Source organism: Nitratireductor sp. J20-h4 (genome assembly GCF_056780505.1).
The window spans coordinates 3,276,287-3,290,088 of sequence record NZ_CM165557.1 but is presented as its reverse complement, the minus strand read 5'-3'; the positions used below and the strand labels follow the sequence as shown (position 1 = coordinate 3,290,088).

Below are 13,802 nucleotides of genomic sequence, written 5' to 3'. Positions count from 1 at the left end.
ACGGGAGGTGGATGAATGGTCGATGTCACGCCGCATGCCAACAATACCGTCCCGGCCGCGGAAGTCGCCGATGTCGAGCTCTACCATCCGAAGAGCTGGTGGACGACCTATGTGTTCTCGCAGGACGCCAAGGTCATCGCCATCCAGTATTCCGGCACCGCGATCGCGATCGGCATGGTGGCGTTGGTGCTGTCGTGGCTGATGCGCCTGCAGCTCGGCTTTCCCGGCACGTTCGACTTCATCACCCCGGAAGCCTATTACCAGTTCATCACCATGCACGGCATGATCATGGTGATCTATCTTTTGACGGCGCTGTTTCTCGGCGGGTTCGGCAATTACCTGATCCCGCTGATGGTCGGCGCGCGCGATATGGTGTTTCCCTACGCCAACATGCTGTCCTACTGGATCTACCTGCTGGCAGTGCTCGTTCTGGTCGCGAGCTTCTTCGCGCCGGGCGGGCCGACCGGCGCCGGCTGGACGCTTTATCCGCCGCAGGCGATCCTGTCGGGCACGCCGGGCGGCCAGGCCTGGGGCATCATCCTTATGCTGGTCTCGCTGATCCTGTTCATCATCGGGTTCACCATGGGCGGGCTCAACTATGTCGTCACCGTGCTGCAGGGGCGCGCGCGCGGCATGACGCTGATGCGCATGCCGCTGACGGTGTGGGGCATCTTCACCGCCACCGTGATGGCGCTGCTGGCCTTTCCGGCCCTGTTCGTGGCCTGCGTGATGATGCTGTTCGACCGGCTCCTGGGCACCAGCTTCTTCATGCCGGCGCTGGTCGAGCTCGGCCAGCAACTCGAGTACGGCGGCGGCAGCCCGATCCTGTTCCAGCACCTGTTCTGGTTCTTCGGCCATCCGGAAGTCTATATCGTCGCGCTGCCGGCCTTCGGCATCGTCTCCGACCTGATCAGCACCCATGCAAGGAAGAATATTTTCGGCTACCGGATGATGGTGTGGGCGATCGTCATCATCGGTGCCTTGTCCTTCGTCGTGTGGGCGCACCACATGTACGTGTCGGGCATGCATCCCTGGTTCGGCTTCTTCTTCGCCACCACCACGCTGATCATCGCCGTTCCGACCGCGCTCAAGGTCTATAACTGGGTGCTGACATTGTGGCGCGGCGACATCCATCTCACCCTTCCCATGCTGTTCGCGCTCGCCTTCATCGTCACCTTCGTCAATGGCGGGCTGACCGGCCTGTTCCTCGGCAATGTCGTCGTCGACGTGCCCCTGTCCGATACGATGTTCGTGGTCGCGCATTTCCACATGGTGATGGGCGTGGCGCCGATCCTGGTGATTTTCGGCGCGATCTATCACTGGTACCCGAAGATCACCGGCCGGATGCTCAACGAGGCGATGGGCCAGTTCCATTTCTGGGTCACCTTCCTGGGCGCCTACGCGATCTTCTTTCCGATGCATTATGTCGGGCTGGTCGGCGTGCCACGGCGCTATCCCGACATCGGCGGCACGAGCTTCATTCCCGACTCCGTGCACACGCTGAACGCCTTCATCACCGTTGCCGCGCTGGTCGTCGGCTTCGCCCAGCTCGTCTTCCTGTTCAATTTGTTCTGGAGCCTGAAATTCGGCCGCGACGCCGGCGGCAATCCCTGGCGGGCGACGTCGCTGGAATGGCAGACACCGACCACGCCGCCGCCGCACGGCAATTGGGGCGATACGCTGCCGGTGGTCTATCGCTGGGCCTATGACTATTCCGTGCCCGGCGCGCCGGAGGATTTTATCGCCCAGAACGACCCCGGGCCGTATGCCGGGCAAGCGGCGGGGCCGGCATGAGCGTCATCCTGGTCTTCCTGCTCGTGGTTCTCGGCGTTGCCGGCTGGTGGCTGTCGCATCAGCGGCTGATGTCGAAACCCTGGCTGGAGCAGGGCGTGCCGGCGGCGTTTCCCGACACCGACGTGACCGGGATGCCGACGGCGAAGATCGCGCTCGGTATCTTCCTGGCCGTGGTCGGCGCGCTCTTCGCGCTGTTTGCCAGCGCCTATTTCATGCGCATGGACTATGCCGACTGGCAGGCCACGCCGCTGCCCTCGATCCTGTGGCTCAACACCGCGATCCTGGTGCTGGCGAGCGTCGCGCTGCAGATCGCGGTGATCGCCTCGCGCAGGGGCCACGGCGACACGGTACGGCTGGCGCTGGTTACAGCCGGTCTGACCACGATCGCCTTTCTCGCCGGCCAGTGGATGGCCTGGCGCGACCTGACGGCGGACGGCTATCTGCTCGACGGCAATCCCGCCAGCAGTTTTTTCTACCTGATCACCGGCATGCACGGGCTGCACATCGTCGGCGGGATTGTCGGCCTCGTGCGCGTTGGCGCGCGCAGCATGCGGGGCAGCAACGACGATAACACCCGCCTGGGCATCGAGCTGTGCGCCATGTACTGGCACTTCCTGCTTCTGGTCTGGCTTGGCGTGTTCGTGCTGCTTGCCGGATGGGCGAACGCCTTCATCGCCGTGTGCCGCCAGTTCCTGATCTGAGGAGTGGACTATGGCCGATATCGCACAAACCGCACCCGACCGGCCCGACGGCCTCAAAGGGATCGCCGCGGACTGGGCCTCCGATCAGCGCGCCTTCAAGAGCGCGAGCTGGGGCAAGGCGATGATGTGGATTTTCCTGTTGTCCGACACGTTCGTGTTCGGCTGTTTCCTGCTGTCCTACATGACGGCGCGCATGTCGACGACGGTGGCGTGGCCGAATTCGAGCGAGGTGTTCGCGCTGCACATGTTCGGCGCCGATATTCCGCTGATCCTGATCGCGATCATGACCTTCGTGCTGATTTCGTCGAGCGGCACGATGGCGATGGCCGTCAATTTCGCCTATCGGCGCAACCGGCGCATGACCGTGATCTTGATGCTTTTTACCGCGCTGATGGGCGCGACCTTCGTCGGCATGCAGGCGTTTGAATGGACCAAGCTGATCCAGGAAGGCGTGCGGCCGTGGGGCAATCCGTGGGGGGCGGCGCAGTTCGGTTCGTCCTTCTTCATGATCACCGGCTTTCACGGCACCCATGTCACGATCGGCGTCATCTTCCTGCTGATCGTCGCCAGAAAGGTGTGGCGCGGCGATTATGATCGCGGCCAGCGCGGCTTCTTCACCAGTCGGCGCGGCGACTACGAACAGGTCGAGATCATGGGGCTTTACTGGCACTTCGTCGATCTGGTCTGGGTTTTCATTTTCGCATTCTTCTATTTGTGGTGAGGCACGCTCATGTCTTCGTCATCCGCGGATACGCATCAAGCACAACCGGGCGAGGCGGCCGTCGCCGGCCATGGCGAAGGCCAGCAGCATCCGATCCGCCTCTATCTGATCGTCTGGGGCTGGCTGTTCGTTCTGAGCGCCTGTTCCTACATGGTCGATTATGTCCATCTCGAAGGCCTGTTGCGCTGGAGCCTGATCCTGATCTTCATGGTCTTGAAAGCGGGACTGATCATGGCGGTGTTCATGCATATGATGTGGGAACGGGCCGCCCTGTCCTGGGCGATCATCCTGCCGCCGATCGCCGTGCTGGTGTTCGTGGCCATCATGGTGATCGAATCAGATCATACAGTCCTCACCAGAATGACCTTTTTCGGCGGCGGATAGCGTCCCGCAAGGTGCGGAGACCGGACCGTTGGAAACCCGCCGCCGGGGTTGGGCTCAAAGGGCGGTCCGGCGCAGAGCCGGCACAGGCGCGGCGCCGCCGGCAACGCCGCCGGTCCTGTTGCAGCCGAGCGAGGAGCGGTCGCCCGCATGCATCGGGCGGCCGGCGGGGCAGGGGCGTTGACCCTCACGCTATTTCGTGGACGAGGCCGCGGTCCGGCGCGTTCCGGCCGGCACGATCGCCTTGCGGTAGATGTGCCAGGTAGCGTGGCCGAGCACGGGAATGGTGACCGCCAGGCCGGCAAGAAGCGGCAGCGAGCCGGCGAGCAGCCCGATCGTCACGATCAGACCCCACAACATCATGGGAACCGGATTGGCCAGTACCGCGCGCGCGGAGGTTTCGATCGCCACATAGGCGCCGACATCGCGGTCGAGCAGAAGCGGGAAGGCGATGACCGTGGTGCTCAATACCACAAGCGCGAACAAAAAGCCGACGAGATTGCCGACGATGATCAGCGTCCAGCCTTGCTGGGTGGTCAAGAGACCGGTCAGGAAGGCCGGCACCGAGGCGGGCTCGGCCGTGCCGAACAGCCATACGTAAAGCGATTGCGCGGTATAGAGCCAGATCAGGAACAGGACCACGAGCAGCGCGCCGACGGCGATGATGGCCGGTATTGCGGGCGACTTGCGCACCTGCAGCGCATGCGACCATGATGTGTCGAGCCCAAGCTCGCGGCGACGGCTTATCTCGTAGAGCCCGATCGCGGCGAAGGGCCCCAGAAGCGCGAAGCCGGACATCAGCGGAAACAGTAATTGCAGCGCGTTGCCGCCCGACGCCCAGGTCAACAGGATGATGCCGGTGACGGGATAGATCAGGCACAGAAAGACATAATGCGACGGCTTTTCCCAAAAATCCTCGAAGCCGAGACGCAAGGCGTCGAACACGTCTCCGACGCTCATGTGCCGCACCTTGGGGTGCGCGATCGTTTTTTGGGATCCTGCAAAGACGTGAAAGCTCGCCATGACCACTCCTCCTGGATCGTGTCCTGGGGGGTGCGGTTCGCGGTGCCGCCTTCTGACGGGTCTGGTCACGCGAAATCCGCGACCTACCGCACGCAGCATACCCGCGTACGGGCAATTTGTCGCTGTCTTTTGTGCCGTCAAGCGCGCGGTTGCGCTAGCGCGGTTCCCCGTTCTTGGCTAACCTTGCCGGACACGACGACGGCTCGGGAGTTTGGCGATGGATCGCAGGCTTTTGCTGTTGATCGGGATCGGCTTGGCAATCCTTCTCCTGATCGGGTTTGGCATGGGAGGGCTGTGAACCGACCTGCCGTGCGTCGTCTGACGTGTCCGCGCCATCGTACGGACCTGGCCGGCGACCACGGTGCCGGACGATATTGCGTGCCGGTGCATTGCCGGGGCCGGCCGAACTGAGAACCAATTTTGGAGGACTGCCCGCCATGACCTTGAAGCTTCTGCTCACCGGAACCTGTTTCGGCCTTGCCCTGGCCATGTCGCCGGCGGCGATCGCGGCCGACGCGGCGGCCGGAAAGAAAGTGTTCAACAAATGCAGGGCGTGCCACGATGCCGAGAATGAGAAGAACAAGGTCGGGCCGCACCTTGTGGGGGTTGTCGGCCGCATCGCCGGTTCGCTGGAGGATTTCCAGCCGCGCTATTCAGCCAATATCAAGGAAGCCGGCGCCGACGGCCTCGTCTGGGACGAGGAAAATCTCACCGCCTATCTGCGCAACCCGAAGGATGTGATTCCCAAGGGCAAGATGGCGTTTCCCGGCCTGAAGAAGGACGAGGACATCGCCAATGTCATTGCCTATCTGCAGGCCGATCCGAAACCCTGACGGAACTCTTTTCGACCGCTTTTCGGCCGGGCGCAAACGCCCGGCCGGGGCTTGCGAACGGTGCTCGCGCCCAATCCGGCCTCAGTTCGCCATCAGGGCGCGGGTCGCGACCGTGTCCGCCAGAAGCAGGGCGAACACCGCGAACAAATAGACGATCGAGTAGACAAAAAGCCGGCGTTCGGGCCGCGCCGGGCCCGACGTGCGGGGCGGCGCGAGCGTCAGGTATGCCTGGCCGACGAAACCGGCGCCGAGCACGATCGCGCCGAGGCCGAACACGGGGCCGGCGAGCCCGAGGGGCCAGGGCATGACGCCTGTCAGAGCGGTCGCCGCCGCATAAGCCAGAATCTGCCGGCGGGTGGATGACGATCCGGCGACGTTCGGCATCATCGGGATGCCGGCCCGCGCATAATCGTGCTCGCGCAGCAGCGCCAGCGCCCAGAAATGCGGCGGGGTCCACAAGAAGATAATCAGGAACAGCACAACCGCCTCCACGCCGAGCGAGCCGGTGGCGGCCGCCCAGCCGATCACCGGCGGCAGGGCACCGGCCGCGCCGCCGATGACGATGTTCTGCGGCGTCCGGCGCTTGAGCCAGATCGTGTAAATGACGGCGTAGAAGAAGATCGTGAAAGCAAGCAATAGCGCTGCAAGCCCGTTGGCGGCCGCGCCCAGAAGGAGGGTGCCGCAGACGGACAGGACCAGGCCGAAGACCAATGCCGAGGCTGGTGTGACCCGTCCGCGCGGCACCGGGCGTTGGCGCGTGCGCGCCATGGCCGCGTCGATGTCGGCGTCGTACCACATGTTGAGGGCGCCCGCGCCGCCGGCGCCGATGGCGATGGCGACAATCGCGACCAGTGCCCGGCCGGGCGGCAGCGCGTCGGGCGCCACGACAAATCCGACCAGCGCGGTGAAAACGGCAAGAGCCATCACGCGCGGCTTGAGCAGCGCCAACAGGTCTTTCAGTGTCGTCCGTGCGAACAGAAGGCGTTGGCCGCCAAGGGGTTCGTGGGTCACCGGCATGCGCAATGCCTTTCATGGACGCGCTATCAGCGTAGCCAGCTCCGGTCGCAATTGCAACGCGCGAGACCGGGCTATCGCGTCGTGTCCGTCGGCCCTGCCGCGGCCAGAATCTCCAGCACTTCGCGGTCGCTGAGCTGCGGAAAATCGCGATAATGCAAGCTCAAGGCCCGAAAGTGCTCGGGCTGGCGCGGACACACCACCATATCGGCCTCGCGCGTCAGCGCAGCGATCACCTCCGGCGGGGCGACGGGAACGGCCAGGATCACACGCGCGGCGCGGCGGCGAGCCAGGGCGCGGAGCGCGGCCTTTGCCGTGGTGCCGGTGGCCACGCCGTCATCGACGAGGATCACCGTGCGTCCGGCGACGTCGACCGGCTCGCGCGGGCCGCGATAGGCGCGCCGCCGACGCTCGAACTCCGGCCGTTCGTTTCGGGCGAGCGCGTCGAGGCCGGCCGGGTCGAGCCCGTAGGCCGCGACAATCTCGTCATTGGCCACGAGCTCGGGCGGGTCGCCGTCGACCAGCGCGGCCAGCGCCAGCTCCGGATTGTCGGGGGCGCCGACCTTACGGACGACGAGCGTGTTGAGGGGGGCGTTCAGGGCGCGGGCGATTTCCGCCGCAACCGGAAGCCCGCCGCGTGGCAGAGCCAGCACCACGGGCCGATCCGGCGCCGTCATTGCGATTTCGGCGGCGAGCAGACGGCCCGCTTCCTGCCGATCCCGGAACATTGTCGGTTTCTCCCGTGACCGCGTTCAGGGTGCGGGAAATGATACCGATTGCCAAGCCCCGCGGTGAGTTGCCGGCCATTGCCGGAGGCATGCGGCCGTGCGGGCGGAAAAAGGGCCGGATCTCGCGATCCGGCCCGAAGCGTCGATACGCCCATCGGACGCATCTCAGGAGCACAACACTTATCGGGTCAAACGGGAAAGAAAGGCCCAATGAGCGATAGCTAATATGCCTACGATGCGATCGGCCGACAAGTGTTGAATTCCGAAATCGGGTGGTCCAGCCGCGACGGCGCCTTGGGGCATTCGCAGGGGCAAGACGCCGTGCTACGGATCCTTGGTATCCGGGCCGCACCAAGGCGGCGCATTGCCCTTTACAGCGGCGCAAAGCCGTGAATTGGTATCGCGATCAGCACAGGAGCAAACAGTGGTCTTCGAAACATGGCTTGCGTTTGCGGCCGCTTCGGCGGTGCTGCTCATCATTCCCGGACCGACAATCCTGCTGGTTGTCTCCTATGCGCTCGGCCAGGGGTGGCGGGCGGCGCTGCCGATGGCGTTCGGCGTGGCGCTTGGCGATTTCACGGCGATGACGCTGTCGATGCTGGGCATCGGCGCATTGCTGATGGCATCGGCCACCGTGTTCACGGTCGTGAAGTGGGCCGGCGCGGCCTATCTGGTTTATCTCGGCGTCAAGCTGTTTCGCGCCGGCGCCAGTCTTGATGCGCAGCCGCGCCGTGATGCGGTGGCTGCTGGCAAAATGCTCGGTCATGCCTGGCTGGTCACGGCGCTCAATCCCAAAAGCATCACGTTTTTCGTCGCCTTCCTGCCGCAGTTTCTCGACCGGCAGGGCGATTTCTGGCTGCAGATGGCTGTTTTCGAGGCGACGTTCCTGGCGCTGGCCTTCGCCAATGCGCTCGGTTATGCGCTCGCCGCCTCGCGGGCGCGTGCCGCGGTCAGAAACCCGCGCATCGTGTCGATCTTCAACCGGACCGGCGGGACGTTGCTGGTCGGGGCCGGCATTGCCACGGCGGTGTCGCGGTCGGGTCAGTAAGGTGCCGGCGATGACCGTGCACGACCGGCTCGGTTTCGCGCTGTCGGGTGCGAGCGCCGACAGCGCCGAGGATTATGAGACGGGACTGGCGGCGCTGCAGCGCTTCGCCGGCGATCCGATCGGCGCGGTCGAGCGCGCGCTTGCCGCCAGTCCGGGTTTCGTCATGGCGCATGTGCTGAAGGGCTGGCTCTACGGTCTTGCCACCGAGCCGGACGCCACGAGGGTCGCGCAGCGCTGCTTCGAGGCGGCGCGCGTCCTGCCTATGACGGCGCGCGAGGCTGGTCACGTCGCCGCGCTTGGCGCTTTGTCGGAGGGCCGATGGCATCGGGCAGGGCTTCTCTTGGAGGATCTGAGCATCGACATGCCGCGCGACGCGCTGGCGCTCCAGGCCGGGCATCAGATCGACTTCTTCACCGGCAATGCGCGCATGCTGCGCGACCGCATCGCCCGCGCCCTGCCGGCCTGGGATGCGGCGATGCCCGGCTATCACGCCCTGTTGAGCGCGTATGCGTTCGGGCTGGAGGAAACCGGCGATTACGCGCGCGCGGAGGCGAGCGGGCGTCACGCGGTGGAGCTGGAACCGCGCGACGGCTGGGGCCAGCACGCGGTGGCGCATGTCATGGAGATGCAAAGCCGCCAGGCCGACGGGATCGCCTGGATGCGGGCCAATCCCGACAACTGGACGGCGGAGAGCTTTTTCCAGGTCCATAATTGGTGGCATCTGGCGTTGTTTCATTTCGATCTCGGCGAGATCGACGCGGTGCTGACGCTTTACGACGGACCGATCCATGGTGGCGAAAGCGCGGTTGCGCTCAACATGGTCGACGCCTCGGCGATCCTGTGGCGGCTTCACCTGCGCGGAGTCGAACTCGGCGAACGCTGGACGCGGTTGGCCGAATTGTGGGCGCCGTTCGCCGGCGCGGCCAATTACGCTTTCAACGACGTGCATGCGATGATGGCCTTTGCCGGCGCCGGGCGCGGCGACCTGGCCGCAAACCTGCTCGAGGCGCAGCGCGCGGCGATCGAAGGCGGCGGCGACAATGCCGCCTTCACGCGCGATGTCGGCCATCCCGCCAGCCTGGCGATCAAGGCCTTCGCCGACGGCGACTACCTGACCGCGATCGGCCTCCTGAAACCGATCCGGGCGATCGCCCACCGCTTCGGCGGCAGCCACGCCCAGCGCGACGTGCTCGACCTGACGCTGGTGGAGGCGGCTCTGCGCGGCGGGGAGCGCGCGCTTGCTAGCGCCCTGGCGGTGGAACGACAGGCGCTCCGGCCGCAAAGCCCGTTTTCCGATCTTCTGCTGCGTCGCGCCCAGGCTTTGCCGGCAGCGGGCCCTTGATTTTTTCCGAGACACGAAAAAAATAGCGCGAATCGACGTTTGACCAGTTTTCATCGCTGGCAGATTTGCTATGACTGTGCGGGGCGCAATTGGTCGGACCAGATAGGCGCGCGAAAACGACGTTCGCGCCATCGGGCACGGCGTCGGCGGGAGGACGGACGCATGTATCTCGGGCTCGACCTCGGCACGTCGGGGGTCAAGGCGCTGCTGATCGACGAGAGCCAGGCCGTTATCGCGTCGGCGACCGGAGGGCTTCAGGTGTCGCGACCGCACCCGGGCTGGTCGGAGCAGGAGCCGGACTGGTGGATCGCGGCGACGCGGGCGGCGCTGGGCAGGCTCAAATCGGACCATGCGACCGCGCTTGCCGCCGTGCGCGGCATCGGCCTTTCGGGCCAGATGCACGGGGCAACCGCGCTCGGCGCGGACGACCGGCCGTTGCGGCCTGCGATCCTGTGGAACGACACGCGCAGCCATCGGCAGGCGGCCGTGCTCGACGCCGATCCGCGCTTTCGCAGGATCAGCGGCAATATCGTCTTTCCCGGTTTCACCGCGCCGAAGCTCGCCTGGATGCGGGACAATGAGCCGGCGCTGTTCGAGCGCGTGCGCAAGGTGCTGTTGCCGAAGGACTATTTGCGTCTGTGGCTGACCGGCGCTTATTGTTCCGAGATGTCGGATGCGGCCGGCACGGCCTGGCTCGACGTCGGGAACAGGCGCTGGTCGGATACGTTGCTGGCGGCCACCGGGCTCGACGCCGCTCACATGCCGGCCCTGGTGGAGGGCACCGAGCCCACCGCCACGCTGCGCGCGGAACTGGCGGCGGAATGGGGCATGGGCGCGGACGTGATCGTTGCCGGCGGGGCGGGCGACAATGCCGCCTCGGCCTGCGGCATGGGCGCGGTGCGGGCGGGACAGGCCTTCGTCTCGCTCGGCACGTCGGGCGTCCTGTTCGCGGCCAATGAGCGGTATTTGCCCAATCCCGAAAGCGCGGTCCACACGTTCTGCCACGCGCTGCCGGCCGCCTGGCACCAGATGGGCGTGATCCTGTCGGCGACGGATTCGCTCAACTGGCTGGCCGGGATCACCGGCCGGCAGGCCAGCGATCTGACGGGCGAACTCGGCGAAACGCTGCAGGCGCCGGGCAGCGTGTCCTTTCTGCCTTATCTGTCGGGCGAGCGCACACCGCATAACGATGCCGCCATCCGCGGCGTCTTTTGCGGCCTCGGCCATGAGAGCGACCGCGCGGCGCTGACGCGGGCCGTACTGGAGGGCGTGGCGTTCGCGCTGCGCGACAGTCTCGAAGCGCTCGAGGCGGCCGGTACGCATCTTTCGCAGGTGACGGCGATCGGCGGCGGATCGCGCTCGGTCTATTGGCTGAAGGCGATCGCGACTGCGCTCGGCCTGCCGGTCGACCTGCCCGCCGAGGGCGATTTCGGGGCTGCGTTCGGCGCCGCGCGGCTGGGACTGATCGCGACCGAGGGGGCCGATCCCCATGCGGTGTGCGCGCCCCCGCCGACCGTCGCGACGATCGAGCCGGAAAGCCGGCTGCGCGGCGCCTTCGACGAGGCCTATGCGCGTTTCCGGGCGCTTTATCCGGCGATCCGGGGGACGATGTGAACCGCGCCGGCGTCAAATCGAAAGGAGCAACGACATGAGCACCGGGTTTTTCGGCGATATCGGCAAGGTCGGGTACGAAGGGCCGGACAGCACCAATCCGCTTGCCTATCGGTTCTACGATCCCGACCGGGTGGTGATGGGCAAGCGGCTGGAGGACCATCTGCGTTTCGCGGTCTGCTACTGGCATAATTTCGTCTGGCCCGGCAACGACCCGTTCGGCGGCGAAACCTTCGAGCGGCCCTGGTTCCCGGCAGATTCGATGGCGCAGGCGCGTCTCAAGGCCGACGTCGCCTTCGAGATGTTCTCCATTCTCGGCGCGCCCTATTTCTGCTTCCACGATCACGACATACGACCGGAAGGCGCCACGCTTGGCGAAAGCGTGGCGCGGCTCGACGAGATCACCGACTACCTGGCCGGCAAGATGGACGAGACCGGGGTGAAGCTGCTCTGGGGGACGGCCAATCTGTTTTCCAACCGGCGCTACATGGCCGGCGCGGCGACCAATCCCGATCCGGACGTGTTTGCTTATGCGGCGGCGACCGTGAAGGCCTGCATCGACGCGACCCGGAAGCTCGGTGGTGAAAACTACGTGCTGTGGGGCGGGCGCGAGGGCTACGAGACGCTGCTCAACACCGACATGCGGCGCGAGCTCGACCAGCTCGGGCGTTTTCTGGCGATGGTCGTCGACTACAAGCACCGGATCGGCTTCAAGGGCGCGATCCTGATCGAGCCGAAACCGCAGGAGCCGACCAAGCATCAATACGACTACGATGTCGCCACCGTCTACGGGTTCCTGAAACGCTACGGGCTGGAGAACGAGGTCAAGGTCAATATCGAACAGGGCCACGCCATTCTGGCCGGCCATTCCTTCGAACACGAGCTGGCGCTCGCCAACGCGCTCGGCATTTTCGGCTCGATCGACATGAACCGCAACGACTACCAGTCAGGGTGGGATACCGACCAGTTCCCCAACAATGTGCCGGAAATGGCGCTTGCCTATTACCAGATCCTGCTGGGGGGCGGGTTTACCAGCGGCGGCACCAATTTCGACGCCAAGCTCCGGCGTCAGTCGCTCGACCCCGCCGACCTGCTGCATGCGCATATTGGCGGGATGGATTGTTGCGCGCGCGGGCTCATGGCGGCGGCGGCGATGATCGAGGACGAGGCGCTCGCCGGGCCACTTGAAGAGCGTTATGCCGGCTGGAACCGGGCCGAGGCGCGCGCGATGCTTGCCGGTGAGCGCACGCTGGAGGCGATCGCCGACCGGGTGGTGAAGGACAGCATTGAGCCGGCCCCGCATTCCGGACGCCAGGAATATCTGGAGAATGTCGTCAACCGCTACGTGTGAGCGCGGGCGCAGCGATGTCGCGGTTCAGCCGGCTGTCAGCGCGAGGTCGAAAACCGTCTCGGCGAGCGACCGGCCATTGACCAGAAGCTCGACCCGGTGGCGGCCGGTATGGTGTTTGCGGGTGGTGAAGTCGCGCACCATCCGGACGGCTGCCATCTCGGCGCGGTCGCCGGGCGCGAGTTCGACTTGTTTGAGCTTGAAGACTTTTCGGGACGTTGCGCCACTCTTTTTGACGTAGTGGATCGCATAGTCGACGACGAGGCGCTGGCCGGTGTCAGCGCGCGACACCAGCCGCGCTTCGATCGTGACGGGCGCGCCAAGCACGATCGCGGCCGGCGTGACGGCGAAGCGCTCGACAGCGATTACCGGCGCGGCGCCGGCGCCGATCAGGGCGAGGGCGCGCTTGTTGCCTTGCTTGATCAGCGTGCGCAGGCCGTGCCTGACGATCCAGGCGGTGCGGGGATCGTCGCGCGGCCATGTCGCGACCAAATCGAGCACCCAGTCTGGATGGTCCTTGGCGATGTCGTTTAGATGGTTGGCGACCGATTTGCGCACATAGAGGCTCGGATCGGCCTTCAGAGTGTCGAGGATCGCGGCGACGGGCGCCGGATCGGCGATCAGCGCCTTGAGCCGGAACGACCAGGGCAGGCGCGGCCGGCAGCCCTCGCTGGCAAGGCGGCGCACATGCGCGTCCGGATCGCGCGCCCATCGCGCCATCACGGCCAAGGTGCGGTGCAAGTCGCGGTCGAGAAACGGCCGGACGGCGAATTCCGACGAGCCGTAGCGGGTCAGCTCCTTCAGTGCCGCCATCGATTGCTCGAAGCGGTCGGCGCCGTGGAGCGCGACATAGTCCGACAGGGCGATCGCGACGAAGGGATGGCCGGCGTCGGGCGCGAAGGCCAGAAGAAGCCTGACATTGTTCTCGAAGCCGCCGGGCAGGGCAGCGTGCAGGCCGGTCGCGATCCGCCGCACGCGCTGCATGATGCCGCGCTGGTCGAGCCCGTCCGTGACATGGGCGATGAAGCGGTCGGTCGCGAAATCCGGGCAAAGCGTCGCCATGCGCCGCGCGATCCCGTGCATGCGCTCGTGGTCCAGAATGTCCTTGAGCAGTGGCGCGCTGGGTTCCGTCATCGGTGTCGGTGTGTCCTTGGAAGCGGGGTTCGGCCCCTCCTAGCATGCACGCCCGACAGCACTCTGTCAGGAGAGACCGGGCCTTTCCGGATGTGGCCAAATCGCGGCTTGATCCGAGCGCGAT

13 protein-coding genes are annotated in these 13,802 nt (G+C 65.7%); 9 read left to right on the top strand and 4 right to left on the bottom strand.

Annotation, left to right across the window (positions count from 1 at the left end):
• Nucleotides 1-15: 15 nt before the first annotated feature.
• The 4 genes from ACT2B0_RS15865 to ACT2B0_RS15850 are packed head-to-tail and all read left to right on the top strand — an operon-like array spanning nt 16 to nt 3,600.
• Nucleotides 16-1,794 carry a cytochrome c oxidase subunit I gene (locus ACT2B0_RS15865; RefSeq protein WP_473459102.1) on the top strand — a complete coding sequence of 593 codons (1,779 nt, stop codon included), beginning with the start codon at nt 16-18 and terminating at the stop codon, nt 1,792-1,794.
• Nucleotides 1,791-2,495: a cytochrome c oxidase subunit 3 gene (locus tag ACT2B0_RS15860; RefSeq protein WP_473459100.1), complete on the top strand. Its 705-nt coding sequence runs from the start codon at nt 1,791-1,793 to the stop codon at nt 2,493-2,495. Before ACT2B0_RS15865 ends, ACT2B0_RS15860 begins: the two co-directional genes overlap by 4 nt.
• 10 nt (nt 2,496-2,505) lie before the next feature.
• Complete coding sequence (locus ACT2B0_RS15855) at nt 2,506-3,216, top strand: heme-copper oxidase subunit III family protein (protein ID WP_473459098.1); 711 nt, start codon at nt 2,506-2,508, stop codon at nt 3,214-3,216.
• Nucleotides 3,217-3,225: 9 nt separating this feature from the next.
• Nucleotides 3,226-3,600 carry a cytochrome C oxidase subunit IV family protein gene (locus ACT2B0_RS15850; RefSeq protein WP_473459096.1) on the top strand — a complete coding sequence of 125 codons (375 nt, stop codon included), beginning with the start codon at nt 3,226-3,228 and terminating at the stop codon, nt 3,598-3,600.
• A gap of 189 nt (nt 3,601-3,789) precedes the next feature.
• Here the strand turns inward: ACT2B0_RS15850 and ACT2B0_RS15845 are convergent, their stop codons facing one another.
• Nucleotides 3,790-4,620: a DUF2189 domain-containing protein gene (locus ACT2B0_RS15845; protein WP_473459094.1), complete on the bottom strand. Its 831-nt coding sequence runs from the start codon at nt 4,618-4,620 to the stop codon at nt 3,790-3,792.
• A 443-nt stretch (nt 4,621-5,063) separates the two neighbouring features.
• Between ACT2B0_RS15845 and ACT2B0_RS15840 the strand changes: the two genes are divergently transcribed.
• A complete protein-coding gene (locus ACT2B0_RS15840) occupies nt 5,064-5,453 on the top strand; it encodes a c-type cytochrome (protein WP_473466031.1) in 390 nt (129 codons plus the stop codon).
• Between the two features lie 81 nt (nt 5,454-5,534).
• On the opposite strand, the gene ACT2B0_RS15835 is transcribed toward ACT2B0_RS15840, so the two are convergent.
• The gene (locus ACT2B0_RS15835; RefSeq protein ID WP_473459092.1) at nt 5,535-6,470 is read right to left on the bottom strand and encodes a heme o synthase; all 936 of its coding nucleotides are present in this window, start codon (nt 6,468-6,470) and stop codon (nt 5,535-5,537) included.
• Between the two features lie 71 nt (nt 6,471-6,541).
• The gene (locus ACT2B0_RS15830) at nt 6,542-7,195 is read right to left on the bottom strand and encodes a phosphoribosyltransferase (protein WP_473459090.1); all 654 of its coding nucleotides are present in this window, start codon (nt 7,193-7,195) and stop codon (nt 6,542-6,544) included.
• Nucleotides 7,196-7,619: 424 nt separating this feature from the next.
• On the opposite strand from ACT2B0_RS15830, the gene ACT2B0_RS15825 reads away from it, so the two are divergent.
• The 4 genes from ACT2B0_RS15825 (at nt 7,620) to xylA (ending at nt 12,547) form a co-directional block, all read left to right on the top strand.
• The gene (locus ACT2B0_RS15825) at nt 7,620-8,243 is read left to right on the top strand and encodes a LysE family translocator (RefSeq protein ID WP_473459088.1); all 624 of its coding nucleotides are present in this window, start codon (nt 7,620-7,622) and stop codon (nt 8,241-8,243) included.
• Nucleotides 8,244-8,253: 10 nt separating this feature from the next.
• Nucleotides 8,254-9,585: a tetratricopeptide repeat protein gene (locus ACT2B0_RS15820; protein WP_473459086.1), complete on the top strand. Its 1,332-nt coding sequence runs from the start codon at nt 8,254-8,256 to the stop codon at nt 9,583-9,585.
• 162 nt (nt 9,586-9,747) lie between these two features.
• On the top strand, nt 9,748-11,199 hold the full coding sequence (gene xylB, locus ACT2B0_RS15815; RefSeq protein WP_473459084.1) for a xylulokinase: 1,452 nt from the start codon (nt 9,748-9,750) through the stop codon (nt 11,197-11,199).
• A gap of 34 nt (nt 11,200-11,233) precedes the next feature.
• Nucleotides 11,234-12,547 (top strand): xylose isomerase, encoded by a 1,314-nt coding sequence (gene xylA, locus ACT2B0_RS15810; RefSeq protein WP_473459082.1) that lies wholly within the window; start codon nt 11,234-11,236, stop codon nt 12,545-12,547.
• Nucleotides 12,548-12,571: 24 nt separating this feature from the next.
• On the opposite strand, the gene ACT2B0_RS15805 is transcribed toward xylA, so the two are convergent.
• Entirely contained in the window at nt 12,572-13,678 is a 1,107-nt protein-coding gene (locus ACT2B0_RS15805; RefSeq protein WP_473459080.1) for a DNA alkylation repair protein, read from the bottom strand.
• Nucleotides 13,679-13,802: the final 124 nt, after the last annotated feature.

What these genes read in the sequence shown, in the direction of transcription:
- ACT2B0_RS15865 (WP_473459102.1), top strand. Translation starts at nt 16, where the DNA reads ATGGTCGATGTCACGCCGCATGCCAACAATACCGTCCCGGCCGCGGAA.
- ACT2B0_RS15860 (WP_473459100.1), top strand. Translation starts at nt 1,791, where the DNA reads ATGAGCGTCATCCTGGTCTTCCTGCTCGTGGTTCTCGGCGTTGCCGGC.
- ACT2B0_RS15855 (WP_473459098.1), top strand. Translation starts at nt 2,506, where the DNA reads ATGGCCGATATCGCACAAACCGCACCCGACCGGCCCGACGGCCTCAAA.
- ACT2B0_RS15850 (WP_473459096.1), top strand. Translation starts at nt 3,226, where the DNA reads ATGTCTTCGTCATCCGCGGATACGCATCAAGCACAACCGGGCGAGGCG.
- ACT2B0_RS15845 (WP_473459094.1), bottom strand. Translation starts at nt 4,620, where the DNA reads ATGGCGAGCTTTCACGTCTTTGCAGGATCCCAAAAAACGATCGCGCAC.
- ACT2B0_RS15835 (WP_473459092.1), bottom strand. Translation starts at nt 6,470, where the DNA reads ATGCCGGTGACCCACGAACCCCTTGGCGGCCAACGCCTTCTGTTCGCA.
- ACT2B0_RS15830 (WP_473459090.1), bottom strand. Translation starts at nt 7,195, where the DNA reads ATGTTCCGGGATCGGCAGGAAGCGGGCCGTCTGCTCGCCGCCGAAATC.
- ACT2B0_RS15820 (WP_473459086.1), top strand. Translation starts at nt 8,254, where the DNA reads ATGACCGTGCACGACCGGCTCGGTTTCGCGCTGTCGGGTGCGAGCGCC.
- xylB (WP_473459084.1), top strand. Translation starts at nt 9,748, where the DNA reads ATGTATCTCGGGCTCGACCTCGGCACGTCGGGGGTCAAGGCGCTGCTG.
- xylA (WP_473459082.1), top strand. Translation starts at nt 11,234, where the DNA reads ATGAGCACCGGGTTTTTCGGCGATATCGGCAAGGTCGGGTACGAAGGG.
- ACT2B0_RS15805 (WP_473459080.1), bottom strand. Translation starts at nt 13,678, where the DNA reads ATGACGGAACCCAGCGCGCCACTGCTCAAGGACATTCTGGACCACGAG.